General features: G+C 32.5%; 13 protein-coding genes. 8 read left to right on the top strand and 5 right to left on the bottom strand.

The features are described 5' to 3' along the window. Nucleotides 1-111: 111 nt before the first annotated feature. From A8975_RS09725 to A8975_RS09700, 6 genes are read left to right on the top strand one after another with little or no spacing between them, the layout of a single operon-like run. A complete protein-coding gene (locus tag A8975_RS09725; protein ID WP_129760664.1) occupies nt 112-525 on the top strand; it encodes a hypothetical protein in 414 nt (137 codons plus the stop codon). A gap of 3 nt (nt 526-528) precedes the next feature. Continuing rightward, nucleotides 529-948 (top strand): hypothetical protein, encoded by a 420-nt coding sequence (locus tag A8975_RS09720; protein ID WP_129760665.1) that lies wholly within the window; start codon nt 529-531, stop codon nt 946-948. Then, entirely contained in the window at nt 935-1,738 is an 804-nt protein-coding gene (locus A8975_RS09715; protein ID WP_166667466.1) for a PAS domain-containing protein, read from the top strand. The genes A8975_RS09720 and A8975_RS09715 overlap by 14 nt, the downstream gene beginning before the upstream one ends. A gap of 32 nt (nt 1,739-1,770) precedes the next feature. Next, complete coding sequence (locus A8975_RS09710; protein WP_134200156.1) at nt 1,771-2,244, top strand: response regulator; 474 nt, start codon at nt 1,771-1,773, stop codon at nt 2,242-2,244. A 33-nt stretch (nt 2,245-2,277) separates the two neighbouring features. Beyond that, complete coding sequence (locus tag A8975_RS09705; RefSeq protein ID WP_134200154.1) at nt 2,278-4,242, top strand: T9SS type A sorting domain-containing protein; 1,965 nt, start codon at nt 2,278-2,280, stop codon at nt 4,240-4,242. Between the two features lie 2 nt (nt 4,243-4,244). Next, on the top strand, nt 4,245-5,678 hold the full coding sequence (locus A8975_RS09700; RefSeq protein WP_208325369.1) for a cell wall anchor protein: 1,434 nt from the start codon (nt 4,245-4,247) through the stop codon (nt 5,676-5,678). Between the two features lie 48 nt (nt 5,679-5,726). On the opposite strand, the gene A8975_RS09695 is transcribed toward A8975_RS09700, so the two are convergent. From A8975_RS09695 to A8975_RS09675, 5 genes are read right to left on the bottom strand one after another with little or no spacing between them, the layout of a single operon-like run. Next, nucleotides 5,727-6,329, bottom strand: coding sequence for a TetR/AcrR family transcriptional regulator (locus tag A8975_RS09695; RefSeq protein WP_134200152.1), 603 nt, complete (start codon nt 6,327-6,329; stop codon nt 5,727-5,729). A gap of 2 nt (nt 6,330-6,331) precedes the next feature. Further along, nucleotides 6,332-7,741: an efflux transporter outer membrane subunit gene (locus A8975_RS09690; protein WP_134200150.1), complete on the bottom strand. Its 1,410-nt coding sequence runs from the start codon at nt 7,739-7,741 to the stop codon at nt 6,332-6,334. Nucleotides 7,742-7,745: 4 nt separating this feature from the next. After that, nucleotides 7,746-10,880, bottom strand: a complete 3,135-nt coding sequence (locus A8975_RS09685; protein ID WP_134200148.1) for an efflux RND transporter permease subunit — start codon at nt 10,878-10,880, stop codon at nt 7,746-7,748. A gap of 19 nt (nt 10,881-10,899) precedes the next feature. After that, nucleotides 10,900-12,024 carry an efflux RND transporter periplasmic adaptor subunit gene (locus tag A8975_RS09680; protein WP_134200146.1) on the bottom strand — a complete coding sequence of 375 codons (1,125 nt, stop codon included), beginning with the start codon at nt 12,022-12,024 and terminating at the stop codon, nt 10,900-10,902. Nucleotides 12,025-12,043: 19 nt separating this feature from the next. Then, nucleotides 12,044-12,526: a GbsR/MarR family transcriptional regulator gene (locus A8975_RS09675; protein WP_134200144.1), complete on the bottom strand. Its 483-nt coding sequence runs from the start codon at nt 12,524-12,526 to the stop codon at nt 12,044-12,046. A gap of 197 nt (nt 12,527-12,723) precedes the next feature. Here A8975_RS09675 and A8975_RS09670 point away from each other — a divergent pair, with 197 nt between their 5' ends. Further along, on the top strand, nt 12,724-15,537 hold the full coding sequence (locus A8975_RS09670) for a triple tyrosine motif-containing protein (protein ID WP_134200142.1): 2,814 nt from the start codon (nt 12,724-12,726) through the stop codon (nt 15,535-15,537). A 241-nt stretch (nt 15,538-15,778) separates the two neighbouring features. Continuing rightward, the gene (locus A8975_RS09665) at nt 15,779-18,805 is read left to right on the top strand and encodes a SusC/RagA family TonB-linked outer membrane protein (protein ID WP_134200140.1); all 3,027 of its coding nucleotides are present in this window, start codon (nt 15,779-15,781) and stop codon (nt 18,803-18,805) included. Nucleotides 18,806-18,810 lie beyond the last annotated feature (5 nt).

Raw genomic sequence — 18,810 nt, 5'->3', positions numbered from 1 at the left:
AAAAAAGCCTTATATTTTTAAGTTGTTGAAAATCAATGCTTTGTATTTGTTTTTCTTCTTGAGGTCATTTTTTGGCATTGGTATTGTCTTAAATGATTCAAATTCAGGATAATGAAGAGTGAAATACGAATAGATGATTTTAGATTTAAGGTTGAAGACAATATTATTTATTGTGAGGTAAGTAATAGTTATGACTCTAACCAAACGGAAGCTGCTGTTGAAAAAATCTTCTCTAAAGTAATAGCTTCATTATCAGGAGGAAAATATATGCCTATTATCATAAATATTGAAAATGTAGAGTTTTTTAAAGCTATTAAGATATTTAAGTTTTTAGTGAATAACTCAATACTTAATTCTTTAGTGCTTTCTAAGACATTTTTAGTTGATAGTTATCTTTTAAAAGGAGTGTTAACTGTTTATAGTTTTATGTATAACCCTATAATTCCAGATAGAGTATTTAAGACGTTAAGGATGGCAATAAGGCATTGCGATAAAAACAATATTATTTTCAACGGATTAAGTTAAAGTATGGATAATCATAAAGTTGTGAAAGTAGGCAATACTAAATTTTGGATTGAAGATGGTATACTTTTTTGTCAATTTTTAAGCACTAATAATTACAGCAAATTAGATTTGAATAAAGTAGAAGAATATATAAAAGCAATTGAAAAAATGTGTCAGGGTAACCCAATGCCTTTTGTTGTAGATATAAGAGGTGTTAAAGGAGCCTTTACACCTGAAGCAGGAAATTTAATGGCTAATTCCCCAATTTTAAAAAGTTTAAGAATTTCTGAAGCTTTTATTCTAAATTCTATTGGAGCAAAACTTTTAATTGCTTCTTATAAAAGAATATACGATTCTACTACACCTCATGGCATTTTCGGTGACATAAGATTAGCAAAACAATACTGTATAGAAACTAAAAATGATTTTTATGGGAGAGAATAAGCTTAAAAATTTAATATTATCTCAATTAGAATCTAACTCTATGGTTACCATAACAGACGACTTAGGAAGAGTAGAGTATGCCAATAATGTTTTTTGTAAAACACTAGAGTATGATAGTGATAAAGTAATAGGAGAATCGCATACACTTTTTAAGTCTCATTTGCATTCAGATCCTTTGTATAAAGGGTTGTGGCGAACTTTAAAAATGGGAAAAACATGGAAAGGTACTCTAAGAGAAACCTTATCTAATGGTAAAGAAATTTGGTTAGATGCAACGATAATTCCATTTAAAACTAAAAAGGAAAAACATACAAGGTATTTAGCAATATATAATGACGTTACCCAATATAAATTAGACAATAAAAACTTAAAAGAAGAAAACATAAAAAGCAAAACACTTTTTAATAATATGCCTGTTTATGTTTTTACAATTACCAAGCATGGAAAAATATTAAATGTTAGTAAAGAATGTTACAATAAAAGCATTCAAGATTTGATAAGTACATATATTTATGACTATATTAACATTGATTTTTTTGAAGTTTTTAAGAGAAATATTGATTACGTATTCATTAACAAGACTTTAAGTGAATTTGAAAGTTATGACCTAGATGCAAATGGAAAAAAAATAAACTATTCTACACTAGTTTCCCCAAATTTTAATGAACTAGGAATTGTAGTTTCGGCAACTTTAATTATAAAACAAAACCTTAAAAAAAATATTATAAATGAAATAGAAAAATTAGGAGTAAGTACTTTAAAAACCCCAAAGGAGTACTCATCTCTTTAACCCTAAATAATTAACTTTAAAACTCCCTACTTATGAAGTTGAACATTATGTTAATTGACGATAATAAAATTGATTTATTTGTTAGTCAAAAAACAATTGAAAAGGTTGTGCCAGATTGCAATGTGCGAACCTTTGTTAACGCAAATTCTGCGCTTAAGTTTTTGCAAATTCTAGACGGTAAAACTGTTTACCCAACGCTTTCCTTACCAGACATCATTTTACTAGACATTAGTATGCCTTTTATGGATGGTTTTCAATTTTTAGAAGAATTTAAAAAACTAAAGAAGCCTAAAAGGAAAGAGATAAAAATTTATATGCTCTCAGCTACAACTAACCTAAAAGATGTTATAAAGGCAAAAAACGAATTACTCTGTGAAGATTTAATCTATAAGCCTTTAAGAAAAGATCATATATATAAGGTGTTTTCAAAAATTGAAACCTATTCAAGTAACTGTAAATATCACAAAGAAAATTATAACTCTGATGCTTTAAGAATTACACCTTAACCCAATCTACTTTATTAACTATAGCCTTTTTTTATGAAGAAAAACTACACTAAAATATGTTTTCTTGCTCTTTTTTGCTTTTCGTTTGGGTACTCGCAAATCTCAAATGAAGGAGTATTTGAAATCTCAGCATCAACTGATGTTTATTTTGAAAATGAATACACTAATAAAACAACAGGAACTCATAACAACGATGGTAATTTATACCTAAACAACAACTTTGTAAACAACGGAACTACAACCTCCACTTCTGGAACTACTTATTTTAAAAGTGCGAGTAATCCTTTGTTAAGTATTTCAGGATTATCTAATGAAATTAACTTTTACAACTTAGAAGTTGATGTAACAGCAACTAACACTAAAGGACTTTCAGTAAACGATGGATTTGCTTTAAATGTAGAAAATGCTGTAAATTTTACAAGTGGAGATATTAGACTTGTTGGAGAAGCGCAACTAATCCAAACGCACTCTGGTGTTGATGCTAATACAATAACATCAGGAAAGTTGTTAATTGACCAACAAGGATACTCATCAGCCTATAAGTTTAACTATTGGTCGTCTCCAATTAATAATGGTGGTACATTTTCACTATTAGGAGGAAAGTTTGATGGTACAGATTCTAGTATTAATTCATTTAATCCACAACAAGCTTCATTTAATTCTGGTTCGCCATACAATGGTTTGCCATCGGTTGTTGATGGATCTGATAATGTAATTACACCTTTGACCATTAATACCTATTGGTTGTATCAATACATGCAAGGTACAGGAGCATATTCTGATTGGGTAAGTTTAGATGAAAACAGCACTTTAAACCCTGGACAAGGTTATACCATGAAAGGGACAAACACTCTATTGTCAGAACAGAATTATGTGTATTATGGAGCGCCAAATAATGGAGATTATTCGTTTGCAATAAACTCAGGAGAGCAATCATTGTTAGGGAATCCGTATCCTTCTGCACTTGATTCTGAAAAGTTTATTAATGATAATATTTTACTTCTAGATGCGCTTTACTTTTGGGTTGATGGAGGATCAACTTCTCATGCTTTAACCGATTATTTAGGAGGTTATGCAATAAGAAATTTAACAGGAGGTACACCTCCTTCAATAGCATCACCTTTAATAAGTGGACTAGGTAGCTCAGGTAGTGTTACACCTCCAAAACAATATATGCCAGTTGGTCAGGGCTTTTTTGTTGAAGCTTATGGTACAGGTTCTATTGTGTTTAATAACTCTCAAAGAGCATTTAAGTCTGAAGTAGTTGAAGAGTCTATTTTTTATAGTACAACAGATAGTAACCAACAAGAATCAGTTAAACAATACATTAGACTAGGTTACGAAGATCCAGAAGGATTTCACAGGCAATTACTACTTGGTTTTTTACCAAATTCACCAGCTGATATAAATTATAACTTGGGTTATGATGCACTGCTAAATAGACATAGAGAAGATGATATGTTTTTTATTATTGATAACGACTTAACTAAAAAATATGCAATTCAAGGTTTAGATGATTATCAAAATACGTTAGAGTTCCCTATAGGTATTTTAATTTCTGAAAATGGAACACATAATATCATGATTGATGCTCTTGAAAACTTTTCTGATAATGTTTATTTAAAAGATAATGTATTAAACACTACTCATAATTTAACCGAGTCTAGCTACAGTGTTAATTTACCAATAGGCGAATATTTAGATAGATTTTCAATAGTATTTATGCCGCAAGCAACTTTATCTAACAATGACAACGATATTGAAAATGTCAAAATTTATTATGATGGTAATGAGCATATAATTATAAGCAATGCAAATAGAGTAGAGCTTAAATCTATAAAAGTATTTAATGTATTAGGTCAAGAAATATTAGCCTTAAATAAGAACCTTAATAATAAAACAAACATATCAATTCCATTTAGTGAAAGTGATGGAGTTTATATTGTACAGATAGAAACAATTAATAGCAAACACACCCAAAAAATCTTAAACTACTAGTTATGAAAAAAATAAAATTTATAATCTCTATTATAACCTTATGCATAGGTTTTAATTACAACGGTTTTTCTCAAGTTGGAATTGGAACAACCAATCCAGATCCTTCTTCAATGTTAGATATAAGCTCTACGGAAAAAGGAATGTTAACTCCACGAATGACCACTACTCAAAGAACTGCAATTTCTAGTCCAGCTGAAGGGCTTTTGGTATTCGATACCGATGAAAATGTGTTTTATTTTTATAATGGAGGAAGTTGGTTGCCATTAGAGGGAGCAGAAACTAGAACTAATTATAAGTTGGTTAAAAGTGTTGCTGATTTATCTGATGAATTATCAGGTGGAAAATATGTTTTAAACGAAAATTACTTATATGAAATCAACGGAACAATACTAATAGATAACCCAATAGATTTAAATGGAGCATATATTGAAGGACATGACACAGGAGAAGATATTCTTGTAAATAATACAGGTTCAGCTTTGTTTAGTGGTAGTAAAGGTGGACGTATTAAAGATGTTGTGATTAGTGGTAATGGACAACAAGTTTTTGATATCACAGGGTCTGGAGTAGAAAGTGTTGTTGGATATAGTGTAATTATTAATGGAGCATCTTCAATAGGAACATTAAGTAACTTAGGTATAGTATATTTTGAGGTGTTTCAGCTCATTAACTCTAGTGATGGTATTGATGCTTCAAATATCACGTCTTTGTATATGGATAAAGTGTTTTGGACTGATACTAATTCAGGTACTTTTTTAACTCTTTCAGGGACATTTGATAATTTGCAATTGGCTAATGGAAGAGTTGTAGCTGATTCAGGAGAAACAGGAATTGATTTAAGTGCAAACCCTACAATTAATATTTCTGCTTTGCTTTCTGAAATAAGTTTTACAGGTGCAGGAACAAGAGTAAACCCATATACAGTAGGAACATATCCTGGTTATAACTTCACTACAGCTTGGGATGTGGATTGTCCAGGAATTCAATTAGAAACTGATAATGTAGCAAGTGGAGATATACACCTAGATGCACCAATTGGTAGTGGCTTTGAAACAGATTTTGGATCAATAGGATCAGGAGTTGAGACAAAGCTTGTAGGAACCTCAACATCTAATAACTTATTTAGATTTAGTGCTCCTGTTGATAATAGAATTGTTTATGATGGTGTTAAGACTAGAAACTTTCACATATCATCTAGTATTTCTTTTCAAGGTGATAACAATAACTCAATTTATATCTTCTATATAGCAAAAAATGGAAGTGTTTTAGAAGATACCAAAGTTTATAGAGAAATTGGAGCAAATAATGATGTAGGAGCTGTGTCTGTTGTGGGTTCAGTTGAATTGTCTCAAGGCGATTACATAGAGGTTTGGGCCGAAAAATTCTCTGGAGGAGGTAGTTTGCTTGTGGTTTCTTTAAACCTAATAGCTCAATAATAAAGTAAGTGTTTTTTGAATTGATTAGTAGAGAAGTCTCCTTTTGTATTAAAAGGAGGCTTTTTTAAAATGAGGATTTTCGTAATTAGGATTAATAATTCCTTTTAAACTAAAAATCACAAAATGATTTAAAAGCTCATCATTACTGTAAGTGTCAAAAAGCGTATTGTCTTTAAAAGCAATTTCTTCAAACCTCTTAAAATACAACTCGCAAAACAATTTTATATTCACATCACTACTAATAAACTTAAATACTTGAGCTTTTTGTAGTAGCCCATAAACAATTTCGTTAACAAACTCATCCCTAAAATCATCAAAGACTTTATTGGCTTCAGGGTAGTATTTTTTTAAGCCAAAAATAAACGAAGGTTTAAAGTGTTTTAAATACTCAAACCCTCGTTTGTACAATAGTATAATACAAGAAAGAGGGTCTTGTTCTTTAGCTATTATTTCCTTTATATTTTCATTAAAAGAGTCTATCAAACACGTAACACTAGCTATAACAAGCTCCTCTTTACTACTGTAATATTTGTAAATAGTTTTTTTTGAAATACCCAAACAGTGCGCCAACTCGTCCATAGTAAAACGCTTGCTTCCAAAGGTGGTAAAATTAGCCACCGAACATTCCAAAAGTTCTTCTTTACTTATCATTATTATTTCCAGCCACCACCAAGTGCTTCATATAAATTAACAACACTTAATAACTGCTGTAGTTTATTGTCAATAACATTCAATTCAGCATTTAAAGCGCTTTCTCTTGCAGTTAATAGGTCTAAGTAATTAGCATAACCATTTTTAAGTAATTCCTCAGAATTTGCTTCGGCTTGTCGTAGCGCTTCAACTTCATTTTGTCTGTATTCAAATTTTTCAGTTTCAGCATCATAATCGTATAATGCATTTGATACTTCGTTACCAGCTGTTAGTAAAGTCTTTTTAAAGTTTAATAAGGCTTGTTCTTGTTGAGAAACAGCTACTTCATGCTGAGTTTTAATTTGTCTCTTGTTAAATATTGGCTGTGTTAATCCTCCAACAAGAGTTGCGAACAATGAATTGGCATTAAATAATTCATCTAATTCTAAACTTTGAAATCCGCCACTTGCTGTTAAGGTTAACGATGGGTAAAAATTACTTCTAGCAACATTGGTTAATTCAAAGGCATTAATTAAGCTGTATTCGGCAGCAATAACATCAGGTCTGTTGCTAAGTAGAGTAGCAGGAACACCTAATTTAATATCAGCATTTAACTGCTGTTGAGTTAATGCACTTCGGTTAACAGTTTCTGCTGGTCTTCCTAATAATAAATTAAAAGCATTTTCAGTTTTAAAAATAGCAACTTCCAAATCTACTTTTAGTGCTTTTGCATTATTGTATTGTGCTATATTTTGGTCCACTGCAACTTGAGTCACTTGTCCAGCATCTTTAAGCGCTTTAATGGTGTACACACTGCTATCTCTTGTTGCAATAGTTTGATTTGTAATTTCCAATTGAGCATCTAAAGCTAACAATTGGTAGTAGGTTGAAGCAATAGCTGAAACTAATTGTGTTTTAACAGCTTGATGAGCTGCAACTGTTTGTAAATAGCTAGCTTCGCCAGCACGTTTATTACTTCTTATCTTTCCCCAAATGTCAGCTTCCCAAGATAAGTTTGCTGAAAGTTCATATTGATCTAAAGAAGAAAACAAACCACCAAACTGACTGTTTTCAGATAACTCTTGATGGGTTACTTGTGCGTTAGCACTTACTGTTGGAAAATAGCCTGCTTTACCTTGTTTCATGTAAGCTTCGGCAGCTGCTATTTGTTGAATAGCCACACGAATGTCCAAGTTGTTTTGAAGACCTTCTTCAATATATTGTTTTAAGTAAGTGTCAGAGAACATATCTTTCCATGATACATCTGCCATAGACAAACTATCTTGTGGTAAGTTATCAGTTCTGTACAAATGTTCTGTTTCTTCTAATTCAGGACGTGTGTAATCCTTCGCCACAAAACAACTTTGCAGTGTTAGCGCAAGCATTAAAACTAATGCGCCTTTACTAAAATTTTTATTTATAGTTGATTTCATTTTTTTAAGCTTCAATTGTTTCTACTTCTGGTTTACGAGATACTTTTTCTTGTAACCATTGGAAAAAGATGAATAAAATTGGGATAACAAATACACCTAAAATGGTTCCTATTAACATTCCGCCAGCTGCTCCTGTACCAATGGAATTGTTTCCTTCGGCACCTACACCTTTAGCCAATACTAATGGCATTAATCCTAAGATAAAGGCAAAAGATGTCATTAAAATAGGACGTAAACGTGCTTTGGCTCCATTTATAGCTGCATCTACTAAGCTTTCACCATGTCGTCGACGTTGTACAGCAAACTCCACAATAAGAATTGCGTTTTTAGCTAAAAGACCAACTAACATGATTAAGGCAATCTGGAAGTAGATGTTGTTTTCTAATCCCATCATTTTGGTAGAAAAGAATGCTCCAAATACACCTAAAGGCAGTGAGAAAATTACCGATAATGGTAATAAATAACTTTCGTACTGAGCTGCCAATAAGAAATACACAAACACTATTACTAGTAAGAAAATAACAACTGTTTGGTTTCCTGCACTAACTTCCTCACGAGATAAACCTGAGTAGGCAACTTCATAGGTGCTAGGCAGATTTTTGATTTCTTCATTTACAATGGCAATGGCATCACCTGTACTAAACCCAGGGTTTGAAGCACCACTGATTTTTGAAGAGTTATATAAGTTGAATCGTGTTACCGATTGTGGACCATACACACGTTTTAAACTCACAAACTGTGTGATAGGAGCCATTTCACCGCTTGCTGTTTTTATATATAATTCGTTTAAAGAATTAGCATCACTTCTGTCTTCAGGAGAGGCTTGAACATACACTCTATATTGCTTTCCAAATCTCGCAAAATCTGCTGCATACACACCACCTATATAACCTTGTAAAGTTGAGAATATACTACTAATTGTAACGCCATAACGCTTGGCTAATGGTACATTGATGTCCAATTCGTACTGTGGATATTTTGTGTTGAATGAAGATTGTCCATACTGAATTTCAGGATGCTTCATTAGGTTACCAATGAACTCTTGGGTTGTAGCATCTAAATCTTCAAAACTACCACCAGATTTATCCAGTAAGTTCACTTCAAATCCACCAGAAAGCCCAAATCCAGGAATACTTGGAGGCGCAAAGAAAATGATGTTCGCATCAGGAATACCAGCTGCAATACCAAATAACTTACCAATAATGGCATTAGCCGATAGGTCTTCGCTTTCACGTTCATCCCAATCATTCAGCTTAACAAATCCCAATCCATAGTTTGTTCCAGCTCCACTAATCAAACTTCTACCATTAATAACCGTCACACCTCTAACACCTTCAAGCGCACTGGCTTTTTCATATAATTCTTCGGTCACCATATTTGTTCTGTCCATTGAAGCTCCAGCAGGCAATTCAATATTCATGAATATGATTCCTCTATCTTCATTAGGAACAAATCCAGTAGGCGTCGTATTTGCAGCCCACCAAATTCCAACTCCAGAGAGAATCAATACAAAAGCTGTAATCCATTTGTTTTTGTATAGGAATGCCAATGATTTACCATAACGTTGGGTTGTGGCATTAAATCCAGCATTAAATTTATCGTAGAATTTCTGTAAGAAACTTTTGTTTTTGTGCTCTTCTTCGTCATGACCTTTTAAAAACAAAGCACAAAGCGCAGGACTTAAAGTTAATGCGTTGACAGCTGAAATTAAAATGGCAACAATCAATGTAACACCAAATTGCTCATAGAATACACCTGTTGGACCTTGAATAAAGGTTACGGGAATAAATACAGCAGCCATAACCAAGGTAATAGATATAATTGCTCCTGATATTTCATGCATGGCATCTAGTGTAGCTGCTTTGGCATCTGTTGCACCTTCATCTATTTTGGCATGTACTGCCTCAACAACCACAATGGCATCATCAACCACAATACCAATGGCCAGTACCAATGCAAATAAGGTTAATAGGTTAATGGAGTAACCAAATAAGTTCAAAAAGAAGAACGTACCAATAATAGCTACTGGAACTGCAATAGCAGGAATTAATGTAGAACGAAAATCCTGAAGGAATATAAATACTACCAAAAACACCAATAAGAAGGCTTCAATTAAGGTATTACGTACCTTGTTCATGGAAGCAGTTAAGAAATTGTTGGTGTCGTAATTAATCACATACTCGATACCATCTGGAAAATCTAGAGATAAACGATCTAATTCTGTTTTAATGGTTTCAATAATTTCCTGAGCGTTAGAACCAGCTGTTTGATAAATACCCATATTCACACTTGGGTAACCTTCGGTAAATCCATAACCATCATAACCCTGAGCATCTAACTCAATTTTTGCTACATCTTTTAAATGTAAATATTCACCATTATCTAAAGCTTTTATGATAATGTCTTCATATTGTTTTTCAGTTTTAAAACGACCACTATACTTAATATTGTATGAAAATGCTTGTCCATCGTTTTGCCCTAAAGAACCAGCAGATGCTTCTAAACTTTGTTCTTGTAAAGCTGCTGTAACATCGCTAGGAACAAGATTGTAAGCTGCTAGTTTTTCTGGTTTTAACCATACTCGCATAGCATAATCTTGGTTGGAGAATACTTGTACATTACCAACACCATTAACCCTTTGTAATGCAGGAATAACGTTGATTTTTAAATAATTCTGAACAAAAGTAGCATTGTAATCTTCATTTTTTGAAAATACGGACAAGAACATTAAAGCAGATGTCTGCTGTTTTTGAGTAGTTACACCTGTTTGAATTACTTCACTGGGTAATAATGGATTTGCACGTGCTACACGGTTTTGAACGTTTACAGCTGCTATGTCTGGATCCATTTCCTGATCGAAATAAACAGTAATGTTTGCTGTACCATTATTGTCAGCAGAGGAAGTCATATAAGTCATTCCTTCAACTCCGTTTATTTGTTCTTCAATAGGAATGATAACACTCTCCAAGATTGTTTCGGCACTTGCTCCAGGGTAAGTTGCATTTACTTGAATAGTTGGAGGTGCAATGTCTGGATATTGTTCTACTGGTAAGGTTGAATACCCTAAAACACCCAGAATAACTATAATGATGGAAATAACGGTCGATAAAACCGGTCTTTCTATAAAGGTTTTTAACATGATTTTTGTCTTCTAAATATTATTGAAACAAAGTTTTGATTGGTTTTACGATGCTATCAAAAGCAACTTTTTGTGGTTGAATAGGTGTTCGGTTTCTAAGTTTACCAATACCCTTAACCACTATTACATCTCCTTTTTGTACGCCTGAGTTTACAATGTAAAGCTCATTGGTTTTATCTTGAATTGAAATAAGAGTTGAAACTGTAGTGTTATTTTCAACTTTATAAACAAATGTTTGTCCTTGTTGCTCAAAAGTAGCAGTTTGAGGTACTACAGCAACATTTTCATAATGCTTAGGAATTTCAATGGTACCGCTGTTACCATTGGTTAATAAAAGGTTAGGGTTTTCAAAAATAGCCCTAAAACTTACCGTTCCTGTATTAGCATCTATTTGTCCTGTTACTGTTTGGATAATTCCTTGTTGGTTGTAGGTTTGACCATTAGCTAACAGCAATTCAACCTTTGGGAAGTTGTTTATTTTGTCCTGAAGTGTTTTACCTTCTGTTTGTTGTAAGAAGTTTAAATATTCAGTTTCATTCATAGAAAAATAGGCATATACTTTTTCTATACTTGCAACAGTAGTTAATGGTTTAGCACTTGTAGCACTTACTAAAGACCCTTCTCTGTAAGGAATAGCTCCAACATAACCATCTACAGGGCTTACTACTGTTGCATAACCAATATTTGCAACAATACTATTATAAGCGCTTTTGGCTTGTGCTAAATTAGCTTTAGCAGTTTCTAATTGTACTGAGCTTATTATATTTTTTTCTACCAAAGGCTTTAGTTTGTCAACTTCTACCTGAGCTACATTAACACTAGCTTTAGCAGCTTCAGCATCTTGACTTAAAGATTGAGTTTCCAATTTAAAAAGAGCTTGTCCTTTTTTAACTTGTTGGCCTTCGTCTACCAAAACTTTTTGAATGTAACCAGATACCTTTGCACGTACTTCACTGTTAATTGTTCCTTCAATTGTTGTTGGGTAGGTTGTATAGGCAGTAGCACTTTTTTGAGGGACTTCAGTTACTGTAAATGGTAAAGCCTGAGCTTGCTGTTGTGCTTGTTGCTGTTCTTGTTTACACCCTGTAAACACTAATGTGGCAACTCCCAAAACTATCGTACTATATATTCGAAATTGTTTCATTTTTTGATTTTGATTAGTATTAATTATTTACAATTGTTTCTTTTAATTTATTTATTGATTTTATGGCTTCATCATGAAATTCTACAAAGCTTTCATGAAATTGTAGGTCAAATTTATTTTCATCGCTCAAGTTTTTGTTGGCATCTCTTTTAAAATCCATAATTTCTAAGTGAAGTTGTTGTTCAGATTTCCACTCTTCAATTAGATTTCCTATATCACGAATCATACTGTCATGATCCATAATGAAGTATTTTTTTCTGTCACCTGTTTTGGTGAAGTAGGTTATCTTTTTTAAATCTTGTAAATGATTAAGATGTGTTGAAATTGTACTCTTGCTAGCACAAAGGTTTGATACTAAATCTTCAAAAGTAGTTCCTTGTTTTCCTGTTAAAATCACATAAGAAAAAATTCTGGCTGCCACAGGAGCCATCTGCTTTTTTCTTTCAAAATGAATCCCTAGTTTTTCTACTAACTCACCCTTTTTCCCATCCATTGTTTTCATCTTATTAAAATTTTACAATGCAAAAATATTGATTAGTTCGTAACAAACCGAACTAAACGAAGTTAAACAATTGTTAAATAAATTTTAGGGTTGTTAAAATGAATTGATAAGTATAGTGTTGACTAATGATTGTACAGTTTGAGAGTTGTGTTTTTTTATTTATTTGTATACTTGTGTAACTAATAATTTAACATTGAGTGAAAATTAAAGCCTATATACTTTCTTTTCTTTTTATAGCTATACAGTTTAGTGTTTGCTTTTCTCAAGACGAGTTGCCTCCAATTGAAGTTTATACTACTAAAGATTACAATGCAGGAAATCAAAACTGGTCAATCACTCAAGCAGAAAATAGGTATGTATATGTAGCAAACAATAAAGGCTTGCTAGAATTTAATGGTGCGGTATGGACACTTTATAATTCGCCTAACGAAACTGTTATACGTTCGGTAACAGCGATTAACGAACGTATTTATACAGGTTGCTATATGGAGTTTGGTTATTGGTCGCATAATCAATTTGGAACTTTAGATTATACCTCAATATCTAAAACTTTACAGCAACCACTTATTGAAGACGAACAGTTTTGGAACATCATAGGAGTTGATGATTGGGTATTGTTTCAGTCTTTAAATAGAATTTATATTTATAATATTTCAAACCAAACAATAAAGGTTATTGAATGTGAAACTGAAATTGTTAAAATGTACAAGGTAGGTAACAGTATTTACTTTCAGAAGTATGGCAAAGGTTTATTTAAGTTAGAAAACGGCTTACCTAAATTAGTAAGTAACCATGAAGTATTGAAGAGTAGTAGGATAGTAAATGTATTTCAGCAAGGACAATCATTGTTGATACACACGCAATCTGAAGGATTATTTGTTTTCAATAATGATGAATTGAGAAAATGGAATATTCCTGCCAATGTTCAATTATCAAATTTCACGATTTATAGTAGCATTCAGCTTAAGGATAACAGTTTTGCTTTAGGAACAATATCAAACGGTTTATTGCATTTAACCGAAGATGGTATAATTAATTATTCCATAAGTCACGAAGATGGTTTGGGTAATAATACTGTATTATCTTTAATGGAAGATGTGGATAACAATATATGGCTTGGTCTAGATAATGGTGTTAACTGTGTTAATATTACTTCTCCGTTTAGAATTTACAATGATATAAAAGGCGATTTAGGAACTGTGTATTGTTCTGCAGTTTACAACGGAAACCTTTATTTAGGAACTAATCAAGGACTTTTCTACAAAAAAGAAGATAGCAGCGAAGCGTTTAAATTTATTAAAGGTACTAAAGGACAGGTTTGGTGTTTGAGAGTTGTAAATGACCAATTATTTTGTGGTCATAATATGGGAACTTATGTAGTAGAAAATAATTCAGCACAATTAGTTTCCAATGTGCAAGGTACTTGGGATATTCAACCTATTAAAGATGCTGAAAACCTACTGTTACAAGGAAATTATAATGGGTTGAACATTTTAGAGAAAACATCATTAGGTTGGACTTTCAGGAATAAAATAGAAGGATTTAATAATTCATCTAAGTATTTTGAGCAATCACAAAATAATGAGATTCTGGTAAGTCATGAGTACAAAGGAGTTTTTAAAATAAAAGTTGACGATGCCTTAACCAAAGTTATTAAACTCACAAAAGATAGTACTGTAGATAAAGGCTATAATTCTAGTCTAGTAAAATTTAACAATTCTATTTTTTACGCATACAAAAAAGGAGTTTTTAAATATGATTCTGAAAACAGTACATTTCAAAGAGATTCTATATACAGTAAGTTATTTAATGAGCAAAGCTACACCTCAGGTAAGTTGATTGCGCATCAAAACTCGAATAGGCTTTGGAGTTTTTCTGATAAGGAACTTAACTATCTTACACCTGGGAAATTAAGTCGTATCCCAGAAATACATTCAATTGCTTTACCAAGTTCATTGAGAAATGAAATGACAGGTTATGAGAATATATCTTACTTGCATGGTCAAAAATACCTTTTAGGGTCTTCATCAGGATATATTGTAGTTGATTTAGAAAAGCTTAAAGAACGAAAGTTTAAAATAGACATCAACACAATAAAAATGAGTGCTCTTGATGGAGACCAAAGTGCTATAGATAAATCTGTGTCAGGAAATTTTGAAAATAAAGAAAACAACTTAACATTCTCGTATAGTATCTCTGAATTTAATCGCTATTCTGAGGCAGAGTATCAATATCAGCTTAAGGGAATTTACGATAATTGGAGTTCGTGGAGTAACCATTCTGAAGAGTCTTTCAAAAACTTACCCTACGGAAACTATACTTTTAATGTAAGAGGAAGAGTAGGTAATACTATTACAACTAATGTAGCGTCTTATAATTTTACAATTGCAAAGCCTTGGTATATAACCAATACAATGATTGTTTTATATGTGTTGGGTGTTGCGCTGTTTTCATTCTTTATGCATAATGTATATAAAAACTATTACAAAAAGCAACGTGAAAAACTATTAGAAAGAACTCAACGCGAATTAGATCTTAAGAAATTAGAAAATGAACAACAGCTTATGGCTTTTAAGAACGAAAAGCTACAACAAGACATAGACAACAAAAACCGAGAGCTGGCTATTTCCACTATGAGCTTGATAAAGAAAAATGAGTTTTTAAATAGCATTAAAGATGAACTTAAAGCTGCCCAAGAAGGAAAGGGTTTAAAACCTGTTATTAAAATCATTGATAAAAACCTTAATAATACTGATGATTGGAAACTCTTCCAGGAAGCCTTTAATAATGCTGATAAAGATTTTCTTAAGAAGATTAAAGCTAAACACACATCACTTACTCCAAACGATTTAAGATTATGTGCTTATTTACGACTAAATTTAAGTTCAAAAGAAATAGCTCCTTTACTAAATATTTCTCCTAGAAGTGTAGAAGTAAAACGATACAGACTTCGTAAAAAAATGGAATTAGAGCATGATGTGAGCTTAACAAATTATATCTTGGATTTATAACACCCAAACAAATAGTTAAAATACCTATACATTACCACAACATTTTATGCAAATAGCTAATCTACAACGATGTAGTTTGGTGTTTTGTAATGCTTCTAAAACCTAACAAAAGCAAGGGTTTTTTGTCAAATTCGTAAAAAAATGTGATTTTTTTTGATTTGTATATTTTTTGTAGCGTGCGTTTTTGATAATTTATTAGTGTAATGTGATAATTTTACCATACAACTAATATTCAATCTATATGAAAAAAACATACTTCATTGCTTTTATTGCCTTATTTATGTTTTCCGCATTTTCTTATGCGCAAACAATTAACGTAAAAGGTAATGTAAAAGATGTAGCAACAAATGCACCACTACCAGGTGTAAATATTGTTGTTAAAAACACTGCAAAAGGTGCTTCGACCGATTTTGATGGAAATTTCTCAATTAACGATGTGCCAATTAATTCAATTTTAGTAGTTACTTATTTAGGGTATCAAACTCAAGAAGTAACTATAACAAGTAGTCAAGAAATCTCAATTCTTTTAGTTGAAGATGCCGAATCTTTAGACGAGGTAGTGGTTATTGGTTACGGAACACAAAAGAGAAAAGATGTAACAGGAGCTGTGTCTCTAGTATCATCTGAAACTTTAGAAGATTTAAAACCTGTAGATGCAGCAATAGCACTTCAAGGTACATCTTCAGGTGTTACTGTTAACTCGCCTTCGGGTTCTCCAGGAGCTGAGTTTAATATTATCATTAGAGGTATTAGCTCTAATGGTAGTAACAAACCACTTTACATTGTTGATGGTTATGAGGTGTCATCCTTTAACACTATAAGTCCAAATGATATTGAATCAATAACAGTGTTAAAAGATGCTCAAGCAGCTATTTATGGTATTAAAGGAGCAAATGGTGTCGTTTTAATTACTACAAAGTCAGGTAAGAAAAATTCAGCACCAAAGTTTTCATATAATGCATATACAGGAACTCAAGAGACAACACGTACACTTCCTTACTTAAATGCTACAGAGTATGCTTTATTACTTAATGAAAGTTATGCTACTAATGGGCAAGCTTTACCTTATCCTAATGTTTCAGGATTAGGAGCCGGAACTGATTGGCAAGACGAAGTATTTAGTAATGCACCTATAACTAACCATAATGTTAGTTTGTCTGGTGGTGGTGAAAAAATTACTTACTATGTTGGAGCTTCGCGTTTGGAGCAAGATGGTATAGTAGCTAGAGATAAATCTGATTTTGTTAGAAACAACATCAAGATTAACCTAGGAATAGATATTTCTAAAAAATTCAAGTTTACAACTAATGCTAATTATTTTACAGCATCAAGTAGAGGGTTTTCAGAGAACGCTTTAGGTTCGGTATTATTCAATGCTTTAAACTACGCGCCAACTTTTAATGTAGATGAAGAAGATTGGAATGGTACTTTAGGAAACGAAGTTATTAATCCACTGTCACAAATAAGAAATACTTATAACAGCTACAACGGAACTAATATTGAAGGTAATTTTCAGTTAGAATACAAACCTTTAAAAGAATTGACCGTAACCTCAAGAATTGGATACAAAGTATATTCTGATAAAGGAAAATCGTTTGCTCCAATTGTTGAGTATGGAACAGGAAAAGTGTTTAATAATCCTAGAAGTAGAGTTGACCAATCGAGAAACCACTACAACTCTTATACTTGGGAAACATTCATTAATTACGATAAAACATTTGCCGATAAGCACCACGCAACAGTAACATTGGGTACAAGTGCTCAAAGAAATTGGGGAGATGGTTTAAGCGCAAGCGGATTTGATGTACCAAATAACTCTTGGGAATTTGCTGATATAAGTTTAACACCAGGATTAAGTGATGCAAAATCAAACGCTTCTTATGTTTACGATAACAGACTAACATCTTACTTTGGAAGACTGCAATACGATTATATGGGCAAATACTTATTGTCTGCAATGGTTCGTAGAGATGCTGCTTCAGATTTTTCTCCAGAAAACAGAGTAGACTACTTTAAGTCTGTAACTGCTGGTTGGAAAATTTCTGATGAGCCATTTATGGAAGATTCTGAAGTAATAGATTTCTTAAAGTTAAGAGCTAGTTATGGTACACTTGGTAATAACGTTGGAGCCGATTTATACCGAGCTTTATTAAATGGTGAAGCTACTTATGTAATGGATGGAGCTTTAGTAACAGGAGTTGCAAATGGTAGATTACCAAATCCTAATGCACAATGGGAAACAGCAGAAAAGCTAGATGTAGGTTTTGATATTACATTACTTAACAACAAAGTAGACATTACAGCAGATTATTTTGTTGAAGATAGAGAAGATCTGCTTATAGGAGGTTTACCAGTTTCAGGTATTTTAGGAACTGCTGCTCCAGGAGGAGGAAACCCAACGGTTAATGCAGGAACAACACGTAGTAAGGGGTTTGAATTTAGTATTGGTTATAAAGATGACTTTTCTGATAACTTAAGTTTTGCTGCTAATTTCAACTTTACTAATGTAAAAGGAGAAGTAATTTCAATCAATGGAGATGTTATTCCTGAAGGAGGCGCTTTTGGTGTGGGTCAATTAGCACCATCAAGAATGGAAGTAGGACAGCCAATAGGATATTTTTATGGATTAAAAACAGATGGAATATTTCAAAACCAAGCTGAAGTTGAAGCACATCCTTCACAATTGGCATTAGGAGCCGAAGCTGCTCCAGGAGATATTCGTTATGCTGATGTTAATGGTGATGGAGTTATCGATTTTGATGATAGAACTTATTTAGGAAAACCGCAAGCAGACTATTACATGGGATTGAATTTAAGTGTAAACTTCAAGAATTTTGATCTTGCAACCTATATGTATGCTGAAGTTGGAAAAGAAATGGTTAGAAACTATGAGAGGTCTCAACCTAATGTAAATCGTTCTAATTTATACCTTAATAGATGGAGAGGTGAAGGTACTAGTAATACAGTACCTAGAGTTACAACTGCCTCAACAACTAACAGATTATTCTCTGATTTTTATGTGGAAGATGCATCATTCTTGAGAATTCAAAACATCCAATTAGGATACTCATTACCTGATAATGTTTTAGAAAAAATAGGAATGAGTAAATTCAGAATTTATGCAGCGGTAAACAATGCATTTACATTTACTGAATACTCAGGGTATGATCCTGCAGCTACTTCTGGAGATGCAATTGGAGGAGGAATCGACTATGGGTTTTATCCAATATCAAGACAGTATTTATTAGGGTTAAATCTTTCACTATAAAAAAT

Origin of the sequence: Meridianimaribacter flavus, from assembly GCF_004366715.1 — a bacterium.
Lineage (GTDB): Bacteria > Bacteroidota > Bacteroidia > Flavobacteriales > Flavobacteriaceae > Gaetbulibacter_B > Gaetbulibacter_B jejuensis.
Note: the sequence above shows the minus strand (reverse complement) of the source record. Positions and strands in the feature narration are given on the sequence as shown.